Annotated in this window: 13 protein-coding genes and 1 pseudogene; 8 read left to right on the top strand and 6 right to left on the bottom strand. The window is 67.7% G+C overall.

Annotation, left to right across the window (positions count from 1 at the left end; translation table 11 throughout):
- Window positions 1–141: 141 nt before the first annotated feature.
- From DX914_RS12210 to coaE, 7 genes are all read left to right on the top strand, one after another.
- Complete coding sequence (locus DX914_RS12210) at window positions 142–567, top strand: pilin (protein ID WP_115859407.1); 426 nt, start codon at window positions 142–144, stop codon at window positions 565–567.
- Window positions 568–656: 89 nt separating this feature from the next.
- Window positions 657–2,543, top strand: a complete 1,887-nt coding sequence (locus DX914_RS12215; RefSeq protein WP_115859408.1) for a hypothetical protein — start codon at window positions 657–659, stop codon at window positions 2,541–2,543.
- A 24-nt stretch (window positions 2,544–2,567) separates the two neighbouring features.
- Window positions 2,568–4,496 carry a hypothetical protein gene (locus DX914_RS12220; RefSeq protein WP_147300660.1) on the top strand — a complete coding sequence of 643 codons (1,929 nt, stop codon included), beginning with the start codon at window positions 2,568–2,570 and terminating at the stop codon, window positions 4,494–4,496.
- Between the two features lie 147 nt (window positions 4,497–4,643).
- Window positions 4,644–6,371 carry a type IV-A pilus assembly ATPase PilB gene (gene pilB / locus DX914_RS12225; RefSeq protein ID WP_115859410.1) on the top strand — a complete coding sequence of 576 codons (1,728 nt, stop codon included), beginning with the start codon at window positions 4,644–4,646 and terminating at the stop codon, window positions 6,369–6,371.
- 3 nt (window positions 6,372–6,374) lie between these two features.
- Window positions 6,375–7,628 carry a type II secretion system F family protein gene (locus DX914_RS12230; protein WP_115859411.1) on the top strand — a complete coding sequence of 418 codons (1,254 nt, stop codon included), beginning with the start codon at window positions 6,375–6,377 and terminating at the stop codon, window positions 7,626–7,628.
- Window positions 7,629–7,651: 23 nt separating this feature from the next.
- On the top strand, window positions 7,652–8,515 hold the full coding sequence (locus tag DX914_RS12235; protein ID WP_115859412.1) for a prepilin peptidase: 864 nt from the start codon (window positions 7,652–7,654) through the stop codon (window positions 8,513–8,515).
- Window positions 8,516–8,520: 5 nt separating this feature from the next.
- A complete protein-coding gene (coaE, locus tag DX914_RS12240) occupies window positions 8,521–9,132 on the top strand; it encodes a dephospho-CoA kinase (RefSeq protein ID WP_115859413.1) in 612 nt (203 codons plus the stop codon).
- Window positions 9,133–9,400: 268 nt separating this feature from the next.
- On the opposite strand, the gene DX914_RS12245 is transcribed toward coaE, so the two are convergent.
- The 3 genes from DX914_RS12245 to DX914_RS12255 form a co-directional block, all read right to left on the bottom strand.
- Entirely contained in the window at window positions 9,401–10,384 is a 984-nt protein-coding gene (locus DX914_RS12245; protein WP_231118256.1) for a Nudix family hydrolase, read from the bottom strand.
- A gap of 130 nt (window positions 10,385–10,514) precedes the next feature.
- The gene (gene secA / locus DX914_RS12250) at window positions 10,515–13,235 is read right to left on the bottom strand and encodes a preprotein translocase subunit SecA (protein ID WP_115859415.1); all 2,721 of its coding nucleotides are present in this window, start codon (window positions 13,233–13,235) and stop codon (window positions 10,515–10,517) included.
- 301 nt (window positions 13,236–13,536) lie between these two features.
- Window positions 13,537–14,448 (bottom strand): M23 family metallopeptidase, encoded by a 912-nt coding sequence (locus DX914_RS12255; RefSeq protein WP_115859416.1) that lies wholly within the window; start codon window positions 14,446–14,448, stop codon window positions 13,537–13,539.
- Window positions 14,449–14,455: 7 nt separating this feature from the next.
- On the opposite strand from DX914_RS12255, the gene DX914_RS12260 reads away from it, so the two are divergent.
- Window positions 14,456–14,905, top strand: a complete 450-nt coding sequence (locus DX914_RS12260; protein ID WP_115859417.1) for a DciA family protein — start codon at window positions 14,456–14,458, stop codon at window positions 14,903–14,905.
- 221 nt (window positions 14,906–15,126) lie between these two features.
- Here the strand turns inward: DX914_RS12260 and lpxC are convergent, their stop codons facing one another.
- The 3 genes and pseudogenes from lpxC to ftsA all read right to left on the bottom strand — a co-directional run bounded on the left by lpxC (window position 15,127) and on the right by ftsA (window position 19,090).
- Window positions 15,127–16,035 (bottom strand): UDP-3-O-acyl-N-acetylglucosamine deacetylase, encoded by a 909-nt coding sequence (gene lpxC / locus DX914_RS12265; RefSeq protein WP_115859418.1) that lies wholly within the window; start codon window positions 16,033–16,035, stop codon window positions 15,127–15,129.
- A gap of 574 nt (window positions 16,036–16,609) precedes the next feature.
- Window positions 16,610–17,684 (bottom strand): annotated as a pseudogene (ftsZ, locus tag DX914_RS12270) (cell division protein FtsZ); the annotation flags it as partial.
- A 167-nt stretch (window positions 17,685–17,851) separates the two neighbouring features.
- The gene (gene ftsA, locus DX914_RS12275; protein WP_115859420.1) at window positions 17,852–19,090 is read right to left on the bottom strand and encodes a cell division protein FtsA; all 1,239 of its coding nucleotides are present in this window, start codon (window positions 19,088–19,090) and stop codon (window positions 17,852–17,854) included.
- Window positions 19,091–19,142 lie beyond the last annotated feature (52 nt).

A 19,142-nucleotide genomic window follows, 5' to 3' on the forward strand; every position in this document is an offset into this window, starting at 1 on the left:
CGCAACATCGAGAAACCCCGGTTCGCCGGGGTTTCTTCTGAAAGGCCTGTTGCAATGCCCGCAACAGTTTCAGGACCACCCCCCTGTCGGTCCGCAACGCCATTCGGCTCGCGACTCTTGTGTCCTGCTGAGGGACCGACCATGAACAGACAAAACGGTTTTACCCTGATCGAACTGATGATCGTCATTGCGATCCTCGGCATCCTGATCGCCATTGCCCTGCCGGCCTATCAGGACTACTCGATCCGCACCAAGAACGCCGAGTGCCTCAACGTCGCGGCCGCCGCCAAGCTCGCCGTCGGCGAAACCGCACATTCGGCCGAAGGCTTGTCGCTGATCACCACCACCAACACCGGCTTCACGTTCACCGGCAGCGATTACTGCCAGTCGATCCAGGTCCAGAACGGCGGCTCGGTGCGTATGGTGACCCGCAGCACCGGCGGCCCGGTGACTACGTTTACCCTGCTGCCCAGCAGTGGCTCGAACACGGGCCGGATCGAGTGGACTTGCAGCGCTACCGGACAGGCGAACGAGTCGCAGCTTCCGGCCGAGTGCAGGACCCCGTAATTTCAGACATCCTTAGTGCGCATGCGCCCCTGCCGGGGCCATGCGCATTTTGCTTTTTGCACCCCAAGTAACCGCCCGTAGGAATACGAATGCGCCAAAAATTGCCGCTGATTCTGCTACTGCTGTTGACTGCGGCGATCTATTGGCAGGGCCTGTCCGGCCCGTTCCTGTTCGACGATGGCTGGAACTTCACTGCGTTGTTCGCCTGGGCGAAGGGCAAGGCGACCTGGCAGGAGGTGGTGCTGGGCAACGGATCGCTGCTGCTGGCCCGCCCGGTTGCGATGGCGAGCTTCCTGCTCACGACCTGGCTGGGCGGCGTCGATCCGTTCTCGTTCAAGCTGGGCAACCTCGCGGTGCACCTGGCCTGTGGCGTGCTGGTGTGGGCGGTCGCCCGCCGCGCACTGACCGAGGACCCGCGCCTGGCTATGCATGCCAACGCGCTGGCGATCGTCGCCGCTGCGTTCTGGCTGCTGCACCCGCTGCAGGTCAGCACCGTGCTGTATGCGGTACAGCGCGCGGCGCAGCTGAGCACGCTGTTCGTGCTGGCCGCGGTCTGGACCTACCTGATCGCGCGCCGGCAGCTCGCCCAAGGCGCTACGCGCCGCACCGCCATGCTGTTGTTCCTGCTGTTTCCGCTGATCGTCGTCGCGGGCCTGCTCAGCAAGCAGAACGCCGCCATCGCGCCGCTGCTGTGCCTGGTGCTGGAGTTGGCTTATTTCCGTGGGCAGTCTGCCTCGCGCGCCGTGCTCTGGCCTTTCTTCGGGCTGAGCCTGGGCCTGCCGGCGGTCCTGGCTGCAGGCTTGCTCGCGTTCGCGCCGGACAAGCTGCTGGGCGGTTATGCGGAGTGGGGCTTTACCCTGGGCGAGCGCCTGCTGACCCAACCGCGCGCGCTATGCGACTACCTGGCGATGCTGTTGATACCGCGCAGCCCAGCCATGGGCCTGTACACCGACGATTTCGCGGTATCGACCGGCTTGATGGCGCCGCCGAGCACCCTGGCGGCGATCCTGGCCCTGCTGGCGATCAGCGCGGCGGCCATTGCGGTGCGCAAACGCGCCCCTACGGTGTTCGCCGGCTGGTTCCTGTTCCTGGCCGGCCACGCCGTGGAGTCCGGCTTCCTGCCGCTGGAGATGTACTACGAGCACCGCAACTACCTGCCTTCGGCCGGGGTCATGCTCGCTTTGGTCGCCCTGTTCGCCCAGGTCGGCGCCCGCTTGCGGACCAATGTGCTGTCGACCCGGCAACTGGGACTACTGGCCGCCGGCACTTTCGGCCTCGTTTTGGCCTTCGCCACCTTCGGCAGGGTAATGGTGTGGCAGAAAATCGAAACCGTGGTCGCCCAGGGCCTGCGTTTCCATCCGCAGTCGCTGCGCGCCAACTTCGACCGCGCGGTGCTGGCCCTGCAGGCCCAGGACTACGCCACCCACCAGTTGATCATGCAACATCTGCTGCGCAGCCCCGATCCGCGCAACCGGTTGCTCGCGCAGATCAACCTGATCACCGGCAGCTGCCTAAAAAACTCCGATGCCGACCCGGCCGATCTGGACCGTCTGGTTCCTGCATTGCAGCCGCAGATCACCATCTTCGAAATGTCGTCGCTGCAATTCCTCGCCGACACCACGCAGAGCCGCGGCTGCGGACGGATCAGTAACAGCCGCCTGGCCGCGAACTTGCTGCAGCTGACCGACGCCACGCCGAACCAGGCCGATTCGGCGATGCCGAAGTGGCGCACACGCTATATGGCGGCCGACCTGTATGCCATGGACCGCGACTTCGCCAAATCCGAAGCCCTGGCGGCGTCGCTGTGGGAGCCCAGCGGCCATGACATCCAGGTGGGGCTGTTGCTGGCTTGGTCCCAGGCCAAGCAGGGCAAGCGCGAACAGGCGCAGCGCATGATCGAAACGCTGGATGCGACGATCAAACCCTACGACTCCAAGCAGCGCCGCGAACTGGCGATGGTACGCAGCGCGCTCTGAACGGAGTGCGGCCGAACGATCGCCATGTCCGCCGCACGAGTCCCGATGCCGCTCCCCGACTCACGTTGGGACTTCGCCAGGTGGCTGCTGGTCGCTGCGACGCTGGCAGCCTTTGTGCTGTACGCGCCCGGGCTGCAGGGGCCTTTCCTGTTCGATGATCCGGCGAATCTGGCCGTGCTCAGGGCCTGGTACAACGGCCAGGCCGATTGGCGGACGGTCGTGCTGGGCCAAGGCGGCCTGATCGAAGCGCGACCGCTGTCGATGCTGAGCTTCCTGGCGACCGTCGCAGCCGGCGGCCCGGGGCCGCTGTCGTACAAGGCCGGCAACCTGTTGCTGCATGCGGCCTGCGCCGCGCTCGGGTTCCGCCTGCTGAGCCGGACGCTCGCTCAGGACCCACGTCTGGCGCCGCAAGCGCGCGCATTGGCGGCGATCGCCGTTGCGCTATGGCTGTTGCACCCCATCCAGGTCAGCACCGTGCTATATGCGGTGCAGCGCATGGCGCAACTCAGCGCGCTGTTCGCACTGGGCGCCGTGCTGGCCTACTTCCTCGCCCGGACCCGACTGACTTCGCGAGCGCGGGACCGGACCGCCATAGCGCTGTTGTTCGCCGCCTTTCCTTTGCTGGTCGTTGCCGGCGTACTCAGCAAGCAGAACGCGATCGTCGCCCCACTGTTGTGCCTGGCATTCGAGCTGGCCTACTTCCCCGGCAAGCGCCCCCTTGCGATACGCCTGTTCTTCGGCCTGTTCCTGGCCTTGCCGTTCGTGGTGGCGCTGCTGGCGTTCGCGGCGGCGCCGCAGACGCTGCTGCGGGGTTATTCGGACTGGGGATTCTCGCCGGACCAACGCCTGCTGACCCAGACGCGCGTGCTAATGGACTATGCCGGCTCGCTGTTGTGGCCGCGCGGCGAGCATATGAGCCTGTTCCGCGACGATTTCGTTATCTCCGTGGGCCTATTCGCTCCGGCGACGACCGCCCTGGCCATCGCCGGCCTGCTGGCCTTGAGCGCACTCGTGGTCGAATTGCGCCGACGCGCACCCAGCCTTTTCGCGGGCTGGTTCTTCTTCCTGCTCGCTCATAGCGTCGAATCCAGCGTGCTGCCGCTGGAGATGTACTACGAACATCGCAACTATCTGCCCGCATTCGGTCTGGCGTTGGCCCTGGTCGGGACACTGGCGCTGTGGCCGCGACGTGGCGCAGCGGGCCTGCGGCTCGCGCCGCTGGCCTGGTTCGCCACCGCCGCCTGCTTGGTACTGGCCCTACAAACCTACGGCCGCGTGCAGACCTGGCGCAGCAAACCGGCCATCGTCGCCAACGCCCTCATCCACCACCCCGAGTCGCTGCGAGCGCGCCAGACCCAGGCTTTCATCGACTTGGCCGAAGGCCGTACGGACGCGGCGCTGGCCCAGATGCACCGCCTGCAGCGCAGCGCCCAGCCCCGCACGCGCCTGCTGGCGCGGATCGACGCAGTGTCCATCGCCTGCCTGGCGGGACGCCCAGCCGATCCGTCCGAATTGACGCGGGCGCTGACCGATGCCCAGGCCAAGGTAACCCTGGACGAGGTGCTGGTCGTCGACTTGCTCGCCCAAGCCTCCGCGGGCGATCGCTGCCCCGGGGTCGCCTCGCCGCAGGTGTCCGCACTGGTACTGGGTTTGTTGCGCGCCGCCCCGACGCAGGACCCGGCCGCCCATCCCAGGCGACAACTGCACCTGATCGCGGCCCTGGTCCTGGCCCGCTCCCAGGACTGGGCCGGAGCCCAGGCCCAGGCCGAAGGTGCCTGGACCACCCAGGCGCCGCTCGAGGTCGCCGACGTGCTGGTCCAAGCCTATCTGGCCAACGGACGTCGCCAGGACGCCGAGCGCGTGCTGCGGCAAATACAGGCGCGCACCCGCCCCTACGACCGCGCCGGCCAGGCCCTGATCGCCCAGCTGCGTGGCCGCATTCAGACCCATTGAACCGTTGGTAATCGATGCGGTCCAAGATTGCGTAAGCCCGAAATTGGCGTCATAACGGCCTTTGGAGGAGCGAAAAGGCGACCGTTGTCCGCTCGCGTGACCCAAGGATTGGGGTAAAGTCGGCCTGGGGAAAAACCGAGGACTGCGATGTCTAGCGTCGCGACCGCCAACTTGGTGGGAATCACCGGCATTGCCCGGCGCTTGGTGCTGGATGGTGCCCTGGAGGAATCCGCGGCCCGCGAGGCCATGACCGGCGCCACCAGCGAACGCAAGCCGATCGCGACCTACCTGGCGGAAAAGCGCCTGGTCAGCGCCAGCCAGCTGGCGGCCGCCAACTCCATCGAGTTCGGCGTGCCGATCTTCGACGCCAGCGCGCTGGACGCCTCGCAGTCGGCGGTGAAGCTGGTCAACGAGGAACTGATCCGCAAGCACAACGTGCTGCCGCTGTTCAAACGCGGCAACAAGCTGTTCGTGGGCCTGTCCGATCCGACCAACACCCGCGCCCTGGACGAGATCAAGTTCCAGACCAACCTGGTGATCGAGGCCATCCTGGTCGACGACGACACCATCCGGCGCAGCCTGGACCAGTGGCTGGAGTCGGCCGACGCGTTGGGCGACGGCGTCACCGAAGAAGGCCTGGAAACCCTGGACGTCGGCGGCGGCGACGACGACCTCACGGCCGCCGGCGACAGCGGCGTGGACGCCAAGGGCGACGATACCCCGGTGGTGAAGTTCGTCAACAAGGTGCTGGTGGACGCGATCCGCCGCGGCGCCTCGGACATCCACTTCGAGCCCTACGAAACCGAATACCGCGTGCGCCTGCGCATCGACGGCATCCTCAAGCAGGTCGCCAAGGTGCCGGTCAAGCTGACTCCGCGCATCGCCGCGCGCCTGAAGGTCATGGCGCAGCTGGACATCGCCGAGAAGCGCGTGCCGCAGGACGGCCGCATCAAGCTCAACCTGTCCAAGACCAAGCAGATCGACTTCCGCGTCAGCACTCTGCCGACCCTGTTCGGCGAGAAGATCGTGCTGCGTATCCTCGACGGCAGCGCCGCCAAGCTGGGCATCGACAAGCTCGGCTACGAGGAAGACCAGAAAGACCTGTTCGTCGGCGCCGTGGTCAAGCCCTACGGCATGGTCCTGGTGACCGGCCCGACCGGCTCGGGCAAGACGGTGTCGCTGTACACCGCGCTGAACATCCTCAACGACGACATGCGCAACATCTCCACCGTCGAGGACCCGGTCGAAATCCGCGTGCCGGGCATCAACCAGGTGCAGATGAACGTCAAGCGCGGCATGACCTTCGCCGCCGCGCTGCGCAGCTTCCTGCGCCAGGACCCGGACGTGATCATGGTCGGCGAAATCCGCGACCTCGAGACCGCCGAGATCGCGATCAAGGCCGCCCAGACCGGCCACATGGTGCTGTCCACCCTGCACACCAACGACGCGCCGCAGACCATCGCGCGCCTGATGAACATGGGCGTGGCGCCGTACAACATCACCTCCTCGGTGACCCTGGTCATCGCCCAGCGTCTGGCCCGCCGCCTGCACGACTGCAAGCGCGAGGTCCACCTGCCCGAGCACGCGCTGCTGGCCGAGGGCTTCAGCCACGACGAGATCGTCGGCGGCCTGAAGGTCTACGAGGCCGGCGGCTGCCCGGACTGCACCGAAGGCTACAAGGGCCGTACCGGCATCTACCAGGTCATGCCCATGACCGAAGAGATCCAGGCGATCGTGCTGGAAGGCGGCAACGCCATACAGATCGCCGCCGCCGCGCAGCGTTCCGGCATCCGCGACCTGCGCCAGTCGGCGCTGATGAAGGTGCGCAACGGCGTCACCAGCCTTTCCGAAATCAACCGCGTTACCAAGGACTAAACCATGTCCGCGACCCGCTCCGCGACCAAGCAGGCCCCCGCCCGCCGCCCCAACCCGCTCGAACTCTTCGTCTGGGAGGGCAAGGACAAGCGCGGCGTCGTCATGAAGGGCGAGCAGGCGGCCAAGAACGCCAACATGCTGCGCGCCGAGCTGCGCCGCCAGGGCATCACCCCCGGCACGGTCAAGCCCAAGGGCAAGCCGCTGTTCGGCGGCGCCGGCAAGCGCATCACCCCGCGCGACATCGCCATCTTCAGCCGCCAGATCGCGACCATGATGAAGTCCGGCGTGCCGATCGTGACCTCGCTGGAGATCATGGCCGGCGGCCAGAAGAATCAGAAGATGAAGAATCTGATCAACACGATCCGCTCCGACCTGGAAAGCGGCTCGTCCATGCACGAGGCGCTGAGCAAGCACCCGGTGCAGTTCGACGAGCTCTACCGCAACCTGGTCAAGGCCGGCGAATCGGCCGGTGTGCTGGAAACGGTGCTGGACACCGTGGCCAGCTACAAGGAAAACATCGAAAGCCTGAAGGGCAAGATCAAGAAGGCGCTGTTCTATCCCGCCACGGTCATAGCGGTGGCGATCCTGGTCTCGGCGATCTTGTTGATCTTCGTGGTGCCGCAGTTCCAGAAAACGTTCGAAAGCTTCGGCGCCGAACTCCCCGCCTTCACGCTGATGATCATCGCGGCCAGCGATTTCATGATCAAATGGTGGTGGCTGGTACTGTTCCTGGTGGTGGGCACGATCATAGGCTTCATCATGGCCAAGAACCGCTCGCCGGCCTTCGCCCATTTCCTCGACCGGATGATGCTGAAGATTCCGGTGGTCGGCCAGATCCTGCACAACTCGGCCATCGCCCGCTTCTCGCGCACCCTGGCGGTGACCTTCAAGGCCGGCGTACCGCTGGTGGAGGCGCTGGACACGGTGGCCGGCGCCACCGGCAACGTGGTCTACGAGCAGGCCGTGCGCCGCATCCGCGACGACGTGGCCGTGGGCTACCAGCTCAACATGTCGATGAAGCAGGTCAACCTGTTCCCGCACATGGTCATCCAGATGACCGCGATCGGCGAAGAGGCCGGCGCGCTGGACACCATGCTGTTCAAGGTGGCCGAGTTCTACGAGGAAGAGGTCAACAATGCCGTCGACGCGCTGTCCAGCCTGCTCGAACCGCTGATCATGGTGGTGCTGGGCGTGGTGGTGGGCAGCATGGTCATCGGCATGTACCTGCCGATCTTCAAGCTGGCCGCGACGATCTGACCGCTTAGGCTTATCCTTCGCGCATGGCATTCCTGGATCAGAACCCCGGCCTCGGGTATCCCCTCGCGGCCGGCCTCGGGCTGTTGGTCGGCAGTTTCCTCAACGTGGTCATCCTGCGCCTGCCCAAGCGGCTGGAATGGCAGTGGAAGCGCGATGCGCGCGAGATCCTGGAGCTGCCGGAAATCTACGACCCGCCGCCGCCGGGCATCGTGGTCGAGCGCTCGCACTGCCCGCACTGCAAGCACCAGCTGAGCTGGTACGAGAACATCCCGGTCTTCAGCTACCTGTTCCTGCGCGGCCGTTGCCGCAGCTGCAAGACCCCGATCTCGCCGCAGTACCCGCTGGTGGAACTGATCACCATGCTGGCGGTGCTGGCCTGCGTCTGGCGCTTCGGCTTCGGCTGGCAGGGCTTCGGCGCGATCGTGTTCAGCACCTTCCTGATCGCGCTGTCGGGCATCGACTTCCGCACCAAGCTGCTGCCGGACCAACTGACCTTGCCCTTGATGTGGCTGGGTCTGGTGGCCAGTTCCGACAACCTGTATTTCCCGACCAAACCGGCCTTGCTCGGCGCGATGGCCGGTTATCTGAGCCTGTGGTCGGTGTGGTGGGTGTTCAAACAGCTCACCGGCAAGGAAGGCATGGGCCACGGCGACTTCAAGTTGCTGGCCGCGATCGGCGCCTGGGTCGGGCTCAAGGGCATCCTGCCCACGGTGCTGCTGTCCTCGCTGGTCGGCGCCATCCTGGGCTCGATCTGGCTGGCCGCGCGCGGCAAGGACCGCGCGACCACGATTCCGTTCGGTCCCTATCTGGCCATCGCCGGCTGGATCGTGTTCTTCTGGGGCGAGCTGATCCTGGGCGCGTACACGCAGTACGCCGGATTGCGCTGAGTGCCATGGCCGCGTTCTGCGTCGGCGTGACCGGCGGCGTGGCCTCGGGCAAGAGCGAAGTCACCCGCCGTTTCGAAGCCTTGGGCGTGCGGGTCGCCGACGCCGACCTGGCCGCGCGCGCCGCGGTGGCACCCGGTTCGGACGGCCTGCGCGAGGTGGTCTCTGCATTCGGCGCGGACGTGTTGGACGCCGATGGCGGCCTGGACCGCGCGGCCATGCGCCGGCGCGTGTTCGCCGACGAGACCGCGCGCCGCCGCCTGGAAGCCATCGTCCACCCGCGCGTGCGCGAGGCCTTGCGCTGGCAATGCGAATCGGCGCCCGGCGCCTACGCCATCGCCGCGATTCCGCTGTTGGCCGAAGGCGGCGGCCGCGAGGCCTATCCGTGGCTGCACCGGATCCTGGTCGTCGACGTGCCCACCGCGGTGCAGCGCGCGCGGGTGATGGCGCGCGACCGGGTCGAGGCCGATCTGGCCGAACGCATGATCGCGGCCCAGGCCACGCGCGCGCAGCGCCTGGCCATCGCCGACGACGTGGTCGTCAACGACGGGCCGCTGGAGGCGCTGGACCGGCACGTGGCCGATCTGGACCGGCGCTATCGGGCCCTGGCCGGCGGCTGAGCGCGGCGCTGTCTGTGGGAGCGGCGTAAGCCGCGATGAATCCCCACCCACCGACGCCGCCCGACATCCCGCTGTAGGAGCGGCGCAAGCCGCGACCGCCATTTGGCGAAGCATTGCGTGTCCTGGGGTCGCCGAAAGACCTCCAGCGCGTAAAGACGCTTGCCCGCAGGCAACGGGCGGATTCGCGGCAATCTTCGGGACCGCAGTCGCGGCTTGCGCCGCTCCTACAGGGAAATGCGCAGCAACATCGCGGCTGGGCAATGGCGGCTTACGCCGCTCCCACAGGGGCGGTCGTGGCTTGCGCGGGCCACAGCGCGCGGATGGCGGCGATGCCCTGGGCGCCGTGGGCGCGGGCCTGGGCCAGGTCTTCGGGGCCCAGGCCGCCGATGGCGTAGATCGGCAGCGAGACGGTCTCGCGCAGGGCGGCGAAGCCGTCCCAGCCGATGCCGGCTTGGCCGGGGTGGCTGGGCGTGGCCTGGACCGCGCCGACCACGGCGAAATCGCAGCCCAGGGCCTGGGCTGCGCGCAGCTCTTCGGCGTCGTGGCAGGACGCGGCCAGCGCCTGGCCGGCCGGCAGCGGTCGCTGCGCGTGCTCGCGCAGCTGCGCGGCGCGCAGGTGCAGGCCGATGCCAAGCTCGGCCGCGAGCGCGGCGTCGCCGCTGAGCAGCGCCTGCGCGCGCGCGCGCCGGCAGCGCAGCGCGGCGGCGGCGGCCAGCGGCTTCCAACGCGCCGCGGGCGTGGCCGGCGCGCGCAGCTGCACCCGGCGCACGCCGGCGGCCAGGGCGCGGTCCAGCGCGGCCAGCCAGTCGGCGTCGGTGGTCGTGGCCGGATCGGGCGTGACCAGATAGCGGTCGGGCTGCAGCAGCGCCGCCACCACCGGCCGGTCGGCCGGCGGCATCGCGTAGGCGCTGAGCTTGGCCGGCGGCACCCAGGCCAGGGCCTGGCCTTCGCGGCCGCGCACGCTGCCGCGCCACTGGCGCAGTTCGCGCACGTCCAGGCGCAGGCGCTTGTCGGGGTAGATCTGCGGCACGTCGATCACCGCGGCGCCGACCTCGCAGTCGATGCCCAGCTCTTCGTGCAGTTCGCGTTGCAGCGCCGCTTCGGCGGTCTCGCCGGCCTCGCGCTTGCCGCCGGGGAATTCCCATAGCCCGGCCAGGTCGCGGCCCTCGGTGCGCCGGGTCAGCAGCACCCGGCCGCGCGCGTCGCGCACGACCGCGGCGACGACGTGGATCTGGCGGGGCTGGGATGACACTAGCCGATCGTCCGGCCTGCCATCCCCGCGCGGACGGGGATGGCGGGCGTTACCGCCACATGACGCCGAAGTCCCTGGATCCCCGCTTTCGCGGGGATGACGAGCAAGAGCCGAATCTTCGGTGCCGGCTTCAGGCCAGCTGCCCATGGCAGTGCTTGTACTTCTTGCCGCTGCCGCAGGGGCAGGGATCGTTGCGGCCGACATTGGCGAAGGCTTCCTCGGAGACCTGCGCGGCCTCCTCGTCGGCGCCGAAGCCGCCGGCGCTGGCGTGCTGGAACTGCATCTGCCGCGCCTGGGCCTCGGCCTGCGCGCGCTCCTGCGCCTCCAGCGCCGCGATCTCTTCCTCGCTGCGGATGCGCACGCGCGCCAGCAGGGTGATCACTTCGCGCTTGACCTTCTCCAGCATGTCCGAGAACAGCTCGAAGGCTTCCTTCTTGTATTCCTGCTTGGGCTGCTTCTGCGCGTAGCCGCGCAGGTGGATGCCCTGACGCAGGTAGTCCATGCGCGCCAGGTGCTCCTTCCAGTTCTGGTCGAGCACGTTGAGCATGATGTGCTTTTCCAGCATGCGCATGGTCTCGCCGCCCAGTTGGACCTCGCGCTCCTCGAAGTGGCGGTTGACCGCCTCGATCACGCGCGCGGCCACGCCGTCGGCGTCGAGTTCGTCGTGCTGGCGGGCGAAATCGACCAGGCCCACCTGCACGCCGAATTCCTCGGCCACGGCCGCTTCCAGGCCCGGCAGGTCCCACTGCTCGTCGACCGAGTTCTGCGGCACGTAGCGCACCACCAGCTCGGCGACCACGTCGTCGCGGATGCCGTCCACGTTCTCCTGCACGCTCTCGGCTTCCAGCAGCTCGTCGCGCTGGCCGTAGATCACCTTGCGCTGGTCGTTGTTGACGTCGTCGAAGTCGAGCAGGTTCTTGCGGATGTCGAAGTTGTGCGCCTCGACCTTGCGCTGCGCGTTGGCGATCTGTTTGGTCACCAGCGGGCTTTCGATGATGTCGTCTTCCTTCAGACCCATGCGCGCCATCACCCGCTGCACCCAGTCGGCAGCGAAGATGCGCATCAGGTTGTCTTCCAGCGACAGGTAGAAGCGCGAGGAACCCGGGTCGCCCTGGCGGCCGGCGCGGCCGCGCAGCTGGTTGTCGATGCGGCGCGACTCGTGGCGCTCGGTGCCGACGATGTGCAGGCCGCCGGCGGCCTTGACCGCGTCGTGGCGGCGCTGCCACTCGGCCTTCAGGCGCGCGTGGGTCACCTCGTCCACCGGCTGGCCGCCGTTCTGCGCGGCCAGCTCGCTGAGCTCGTTCTCCAGCGAACCGCCGAGCACGATGTCGGTGCCGCGGCCGGCCATGTTGGTGGCGATGGTGATCGCGCCGGGGCGGCCGGCCTGGGCGACGATGTTGGCCTCGCGCTCGTGCTGCTTGGCGTTGAGCACCTCGTGCGCCACGCCGGCGGCCTTGAGCTGCTGGCTCAGCATTTCCGACACTTCGATCGAGGTGGTGCCCACCAGCACCGGCTGGCCGCGGCCGTGCGCGTCCTTGATCTCGTTGAGCACCGCGCGGTACTTGCCGTTGCGGTTGAGGAACACCTGGTCCGGATGGTCCTTGCGCACCATCGGCCGGTGGGTCGGGATCACGATCACTTCCAGGCCGTAGATGCTCTGGAACTCGTAGGCTTCGGTGTCCGCCGTACCGGTCATGCCGGCCAGCTTCTTGTACATGCGGAACAGGTTCTGGAAGGTGATCGAGGCCAGCGTCTGGTTCTCGCGCTGCACCGGCACGCCTTCCTTCGCCTCCACCGCCTGGTGCAGGCCGTCGGACCAGCGGCGGCCGGCCAGGGTGCGGCCGGTGAACTCGTCGACGATGACCACTTCGCCGTCGCGCACGATGTAGTCCACGTCGCGCTGGTAGATCGCGTGCGCGCGCAGCGCCGCGTTGAGGTGATGCACCACGCTGAGGTTGCCGGCGCCGTACAGGCTGTCTTCCTCGCCCTGCAGGATGCCGGCGCGGCGCAGCAGGTCTTCGGCGTGTTCCTGCCCGGCTTCGGACAGGTGCACCTGCTTGCCCTTCTCGTCCACCCAGTAATCGCCCTCGCCGTCTTCCTTCTCCTGGCGGATCAGCGACGGAACGATGCGGTTGACCTTGATGTACAGCTCCGGCGACTCGTCGGCCGGGCCGGAGATGATCAGCGGCGTGCGCGCCTCGTCGATCAGGATCGAGTCGACCTCGTCGACGATCGCGTAATGCAGGCCGCGCTGGAAGCGGTCGTCCTTCGACAGCGCCATGTTGTCGCGCAGGTAGTCGAAGCCGAATTCGTTGTTGGTGCCGTAGGTGATGTCGCTGGCGTAGGCGGCGTGCTTGTCGCCGTGCGGCATGCCCGGGTAGACCACGCCCACGCTCAGGCCCAGCCAGTTGTACAGGCGGCCCATCCAGGCCGAGTCGCGGCGGGCCAGGTAGTCGTTCACCGTGACCACGTGCACGCCCTTGCCTTCCAGGGCGTTGAGGTAGACCGGCAGGGTGCCGACCAGGGTCTTGCCTTCGCCGGTGCGCATTTCGGCGATCTTGCCCAGATGCAGCACCATGCCGCCGATCAGCTGCACGTCGTAGTGGCGCATGCCCAGCACGCGCTTGGACGCTTCGCGGCAGACCGCGAAGGCCTCCGGCAGCAGCTTGTCCAGCGACTCGCCGTCGGCGATGCGCTGCTGGAATTCGGGCGTCTTGGCCTGCAGCTGCGCGTCGGAGAGCTTCTCCATCTCCGCTTCCAGCGCGTTGATCTTGACGACGGAGCGTTGCAGTTGGCGCAGCAGGCGATCGTTGCGGCTGCCGAAAACGCGGGTAAGCAGGCTGTTGAGCATGAACGGGTCCGAGAAGCGGAACGGGTATCCGAAGGCCGAAGCGTTTAAGAACGCTGCCGCGCCCGCGAGTTCCCAGTTTTAAGGAAGTCCGGAGGAAGAAAGTCCAGAGACGGAATCGGGGCGCCTGGCGCCCCGATCGCACGAGCCTGGTCTTAAGCCAACGCTCATTCTAGCTTGGGCCGGGCCCGAGCGCTTGCAAGGGGGACCAGGCCCCGGATTCATGCGCCGGGCCGCAAATGCGGACGGCGCCCGCAGGCGCCGTCGCTGGAGGCCGGTTACGCCGTCAAGCGCCCCGCCGCAATCAGCCCCGCAAGGGCGACTGCTGGTTCAAGAACTTGACCGGATTCACGACCCGGCCGTTCTCCCACACCTCGAAATGCACGTGCGCGCCGGTGGAGCGGCCGGTGGAGCCGGCCTTGGCCACTTCCTGGCCGGCGCGGACCAACTCGCCCACCTTCAGCAGCAGGCGCGAATTGTGCGCGTAACGGGTCACGTAGCCGTTGCCATGATCGACCTCGACCACGTTGCCGTAGCCCGAGCGCACGCCCGAGTAGCTGACCACGCCGTCGGCCACGGCCAGCACCGGATCGCCCACGTCGGCCTCGAAATCGATGCCCTTGTGGAAGGCGCTGCCGCCGTTGAACGGATCGGCGCGGCCGCCGAAACCGGAGGTGATGTAGCTGTTGGCGATCGGCGCGCGCGAGGGCACCGCGTTCATGTCCAGCTGACGGTTGAACAGCAGCGACTCCAGCACCGAGAGCTGCTCGCCGGAGGCCTTGAACTGTAAGTCCAGGCGCCCCATCCCCGCCGATAATTCGGCCTTGGGCATGTCGCGGACCGGGCCCGCGCCACCTTGGCCGACCGGCTTGTCGAAATCGAACTCGCCGTCCTGCAGCTGGCCGATGCGGGTCAGACGCTCGCCCAGGGCGTTGAGGCGGTTGGCCTCGGCCTGCAGCTCGCCCATGCGGGCGGCCAGGGCGTTGATCTCGCGCTGGGCGTCGCGACGGCCGGCTTCGATCTGGACCTGCTGGTCGCGCACCTGGGCGCGCAGCATGGCGTTGTCGGCGATACCGGCGCCTGCGCCGATCGCCACGCCGGTGCCCAACAGCAGGGCCACGGCGACCGCGGGGCGCTGCGCGCCTAAATGGCCGGCATGCTGGAACAACATGCCCAGCTTGCTCCGCGATTTGTTTACGATGGATTGGTAGGTCATCTGCTCTATGTCTGATTCCAAGCCCAAACCGCCCTCGCGCCCCCCCTCGACTCCTCGCGACGCGCTGGAAGCGCTGCTCGCCGAGCCGGCGGGAAACCCGATCCGTCGAGCGCTTTGGCTGGACGGTCTGGACCGACGGTTACGCCCCCTCCTGCCGCCTTCGCTGGCCGCGCACGCGCGGCTGGCGAATTTCGAACACGGCAAGCTCGTATTTGTCGTCGACGCTCCGGTGTGGCGGGCCAAGCTGCGGCTCGCGGCTCCGGAACTGCTCGACGCGGCCCGTTCCGTCGGGCTGGATGCAGCTGAACTGATCGTCAAAACGACAGCACCGGCGACCGCACCTGCGCAGCCCAGCCGGAAAGCCTTACCCATGTCGGCGGCCGCGCAGAAAGCGCTGGCGGACGCCCTGGCCTCGCTCAAGGAACCCGATCCTTCGAGTCCGGATGAGACCGCCTGACCCCCGTTGCAGGCGCTGGCACGATCCGTGCTCGCCGCCGGCGAGGGGCCGGGTCGGGGCATGCTAACGGCCTAAACCCTTGAATTTGTTAAATAGTTACTAAGGAAACGGAAAGATATCGTTAAATTTCCGTTAAACCGTCACCCATCATTCACGTCTGTGACCCCTGGCACGTTGGGGTCATTCCTGAACCGGCCTTGCGCCGGCATGGGGGTTTGCACTCAGGCGAGCGCGGGTTCGCCGTAGGCGACAGGCGGCGCGTCGGCGCTGGTATAGGTCACTTCTTCCCAGGCCGAACGCTCGGCCAGCAGGGCGCGCACCAACTGGTTGTTGAGGGCGTGACCGGACTTGTAGCCCTCGTAGGCGCCGATGATCGGGTGGCCGGCCAGGTACAGATCGCCGACCGCATCGAGGATCTTGTGGCGCACGAATTCGTCGGCGTAACGCAGGCCGTCGTCGTTGAGCACGCGGAACTCGTCCAGCACGATGGCGTTGTCCATCGAGCCGCCCAGGCCCAGGTTGCGCTCGCGCATGTACTCCAGGTCGCGCATGAAACCGAAGGTGCGGGCGCGGCTGACCTCGCGGATGTAGTTCTCGGTGGAGAACTCCACTTCCGCGCGCGACTGCGAGGCCGGGATCGCCGGATGGTCGAAGACCACGGTGAAGCCCAGGCGGAAGCCGTCGTAGGGTTCGAAGCGGGCGACCTTGTCGCCCTGGCGCACTTCCACCGGACGCTTGATCCGGATGAAGCGCTTGGGCGCCTCCTGCTCGGCGATGCCCGCCGACTGCAGCAGGAACACGAAGGGGCCGGCGGAGCCGTCCATGATCGGCACTTCGGCCGCGGACAGCTCCACATAGATATTGTCGACGCCCAGGCCGGCCAGCGCCGACAGCAGGTGCTCGACGGTCATGACCTTGCCCGCGCCCTGGGTCAGGCCGGTGCACAGCACGGTCTCGGTGACCAGCTGCGCGGCGGCCGGAATCTCCACCACCGGGTCCAGGTCGACGCGACGGAACACGATGCCGGTGTCCACCGGGGCCGGGCGCAGGGTGAGAAAGACCTTCTCGCCGCTGTGCAGGCCCACGCCGGTGGCGCGGATCACGTTCTTGAGAGTGCGCTGACGCAACATGGACGGAAAGCGTGCCTGCTCGATGGGGGAAGCGGCGGAGGGTCGGTTTCGATGCCGGTTCCCACACTATCGGGACGGGGTCGAAACCGCGCAAGGTTAGCACGCAGGATCCTGAACCTGAACGGAAAGGACGCAGTGTCCTATCCGCCGCCAGGGCGGCCAGAAACCAGGGGACAGGCGCGGCCGCGGCCGTGGGCGCCCGCTGCTGTCCTCTGGCTTCTCCGGCCCGTACGGAGCCGCGGAGAAACCGGCCGGCCGACCCCGCCTAGGGACGGGGCCGGCCGGTCCAAACGCCGCGCGCCAGCGCGCGCGGCGGCATAACGCCCCGGGGCCAGGGGACGAGTCCGGCCCGGGGATACGACGGGAGCAGGTGCAGAAGCTTCTTCTACCCCCTAACTCCTATTCGCTAACTCCTAGCCTCAGTCGGCCTGCCGGCGCAGGAACGCCGGAATATCCAGATAGCTGCTGTCGCTGCCGAAATCGGCCACGGCCGGCGACTGGGTCTCGACCGGTCGCGAGCTGCCGCGCAGGCTGCCGCCGAAGCTAGGCATCGGCGCCGACGGCATCTCGTCCATGGCCGAGAACTCCGGCTGGCCGGTGGTGGCGTTGCGCACCAGCTGGATCGGCGAACGCTGGGCTTCGCGCTCGTAGGCGTGGCCGTGGCCGCGCACGGACTGCTTGGCGGCCACGCGGTTGAGGCCGGTGGCGACCACGGTGACCTTGACCTCGTCCTGCATGTCCGGGTCGAGCACGGTGCCGATGACCACGGTGGCGTCTTCGGAAGCGAAGTTCTCGATGGTGCGGCCGACCTCGTCGAACTCGGCCATGGTGAAGTCCGGACCGGCGGTGATGTTGACCAGGATGCCGTTGGCGCCGGACAGGTTGACGTCGTCCAGCAGCGGGTTCTGGATCGCCGACTCGGCCGCGGCCTGGGCGCGATCGTCGCCGCGCGCCGAACCGGTGCCCATCATCGCCAGGCCCATTTCGGACATGACGGTGCGCACGTCGGCGAAGTCGACATTGATCAGGCCCGGACGCACGATCAGATCGGCGATGCCCTGGACCGCGCCCAGCAGCACGTCGTTGGCCGCGCGGAAGGCCTGGATCATGGTCGCGTTGCGGCCCAGCACGGTGATCAGCTTCTCGTTCGGGATCGTGATCAGCGAGTCGCAGTGGTGGCTCAGCTCCTCGATGCCCTTGAGCGCGACCTGCATGCGGCGGCGGCCCTCGAACGGGAACGGCTTGGTGACCACGGCCACGGTCAGGATGCCCATCTCCTTGGCCAGCTGCGCCACCACCGGTGCGGCGCCGGTGCCGGTGCCGCCGCCCATGCCGGCGGTGATGAACACCATGTCGGCGCCGGTCAGCGCGTCCATGATGCGCTCGCGGTCTTCCAGCGCAGCCTGGCGGCCGACTTCCGGATTGGCGCCCGCGCCCAGGCCCTTGGTGACGTTGCTGCCCAACTGCAACTGCAGCTTGGCGCCGCAGTTCTTGATCGCCTGCGCGTCGGTGTTGGCGGTGATGAACTCCACGCCGTCGACGTTGCCGCTGACCATGTGCGCCACGGCGTTGCCGCCGCCGCCGCCCACGCCCACGACCTTGATCACCGCGTTCGGGGCCATTTTTTCAACCAGTTCGAAATGTGCCATGTCCTCGTCCTCGTTATGTGTTGCTAGTGATGGAGCTGTGGTTACCGCTTGAAATTTCGTTCGCCTCGCCTCGCCTTCCGCACGCTGCGGGCCCTTGCCCGCAGCGGGAATCGGCGCCGCTGGGTCCGGCTCGATTCCGCATGCACCGCCGCTTCCGCCGTCGCCGGTCAGAACTCGCCGCGGTACCAGTTCTTGAGCTTGTTGAAGAAGCTGCCGGCGCGGCCGGTGGGGATCACCGAACTGCGCCGCGGGTGTTCGATCTGGCTGCCCATCAGCAACAGGCCCACGCCGGTGGCGTGGACCGGGTTGCCGACCACTTCGCCCAGGCCGGTCACGTGCTGCGGTATGCCCACACGTACCGGCATCTGCAGCATTTCCTCGGCCAGCTCGACCACGCCTTCCATCTTGGCCGCGCCGCCGGTCAGGACCATGCCGGCGCGCACGTGCTGCTCGAAACCGGAACGGCGCAGCTCGGCCTGGATCATTTCGAAGATCTCCTCGTAGCGCGCCTGCACCGCCTGCGCCAGCGAGTGGCGCGGCATGCGCCGCGGCGGCCGGTCGCCGACGCTGGGCACCTGGATCGATTCTTCGGCGGTGGCCATCTGCGCCAGCGCGCAGGCGTAGCGCACCTTGATCTGCTCGGCCTCGGGCGTGGGTGTGCGCAGCATGTGGGCGATGTCTTCGGTGACCTTGTCGCCGGCGATCGGCAGGCTGGCGCTGTGCGCGATCGCACCCTGCACGAACACCGCGATGTCGGTGGTGCCGGCGCCGATGTCCACCAGCACCACGCCCAGTTCGCGCTCGTCGCTGGTCAGCACCGCGGTGCTGGAGGCCAGCACGCTCAGGATCAGGTCGTCCACCTGCAGGCCGCAGCGCTGCACGCACTTGCTGATGTTGGCCGCGGCCGACTGCGCGCACACCACCAGGTGCGCGTGCACCTCCAGGCGCACGCCGGTCATGCCGACCGGATTGCGGATGCCTTCCTGCGAATCGTCCAGCACGTAGTCGCGCGGGATCGCGTGCAGGATCTTCTGGTCGGCCGGGATCGCCACCGCCTTGGCCGCTTCCAGCACCCGGTCCAGGTCGCCGTAGGTGACCTCGCCGTCGCGGATCGGGGCGATGCCCTGCGAGTTGCGGCACTGCACGTGGTTGCCCGAGATCGAGGCGTAGACCGAGCGGATCTCGCAGCCGGCCATCAGCTCGGCCTCCTCGATCGCGCGCTGGATCGATTGCACAGTCGACTCGATATCGACGACCACGCCGCGCTTGAGCCCGCGCGATTCGTGCGAGCCGATGCCGATGACCTCGATCGGGTTGCCCGGCGAGTACTCGCCTACCAGGGCCACCACCTTCGAGGTGCCGATGTCGAGACCGACGATCAGCGATTTGTCGCCTTTGCGATTCATGACTGTTCCTGCTGCTGTTGCGTCGCCGCCGCGGGTGCCGTCGCCGGCGCCC

This window comes from Lysobacter silvisoli, assembly GCF_003382365.1.
Taxonomy (GTDB): Bacteria; Pseudomonadota; Gammaproteobacteria; order Xanthomonadales; family Xanthomonadaceae; genus Lysobacter; species Lysobacter silvisoli.

Bases quoted from the DNA above. Each gene is read 5' to 3' on its own strand.
- DX914_RS12210 (WP_115859407.1), top strand. From the start codon at position 142: ATGAACAGACAAAACGGTTTTACCCTGATCGAACTGATGATCGTCATT.
- DX914_RS12215 (WP_115859408.1), top strand. From the start codon at position 657: ATGCGCCAAAAATTGCCGCTGATTCTGCTACTGCTGTTGACTGCGGCG.
- DX914_RS12220 (WP_147300660.1), top strand. From the start codon at position 2,568: ATGTCCGCCGCACGAGTCCCGATGCCGCTCCCCGACTCACGTTGGGAC.
- pilB (WP_115859410.1), top strand. From the start codon at position 4,644: ATGTCTAGCGTCGCGACCGCCAACTTGGTGGGAATCACCGGCATTGCC.
- DX914_RS12230 (WP_115859411.1), top strand. From the start codon at position 6,375: ATGTCCGCGACCCGCTCCGCGACCAAGCAGGCCCCCGCCCGCCGCCCC.
- DX914_RS12235 (WP_115859412.1), top strand. From the start codon at position 7,652: ATGGCATTCCTGGATCAGAACCCCGGCCTCGGGTATCCCCTCGCGGCC.
- coaE (WP_115859413.1), top strand. From the start codon at position 8,521: ATGGCCGCGTTCTGCGTCGGCGTGACCGGCGGCGTGGCCTCGGGCAAG.
- secA (WP_115859415.1), bottom strand. From the start codon at position 13,235: ATGCTCAACAGCCTGCTTACCCGCGTTTTCGGCAGCCGCAACGATCGC.
- DX914_RS12255 (WP_115859416.1), bottom strand. From the start codon at position 14,448: ATGACCTACCAATCCATCGTAAACAAATCGCGGAGCAAGCTGGGCATG.
- DX914_RS12260 (WP_115859417.1), top strand. From the start codon at position 14,456: ATGTCTGATTCCAAGCCCAAACCGCCCTCGCGCCCCCCCTCGACTCCT.
- lpxC (WP_115859418.1), bottom strand. From the start codon at position 16,035: ATGTTGCGTCAGCGCACTCTCAAGAACGTGATCCGCGCCACCGGCGTG.
- ftsA (WP_115859420.1), bottom strand. From the start codon at position 19,090: ATGAATCGCAAAGGCGACAAATCGCTGATCGTCGGTCTCGACATCGGC.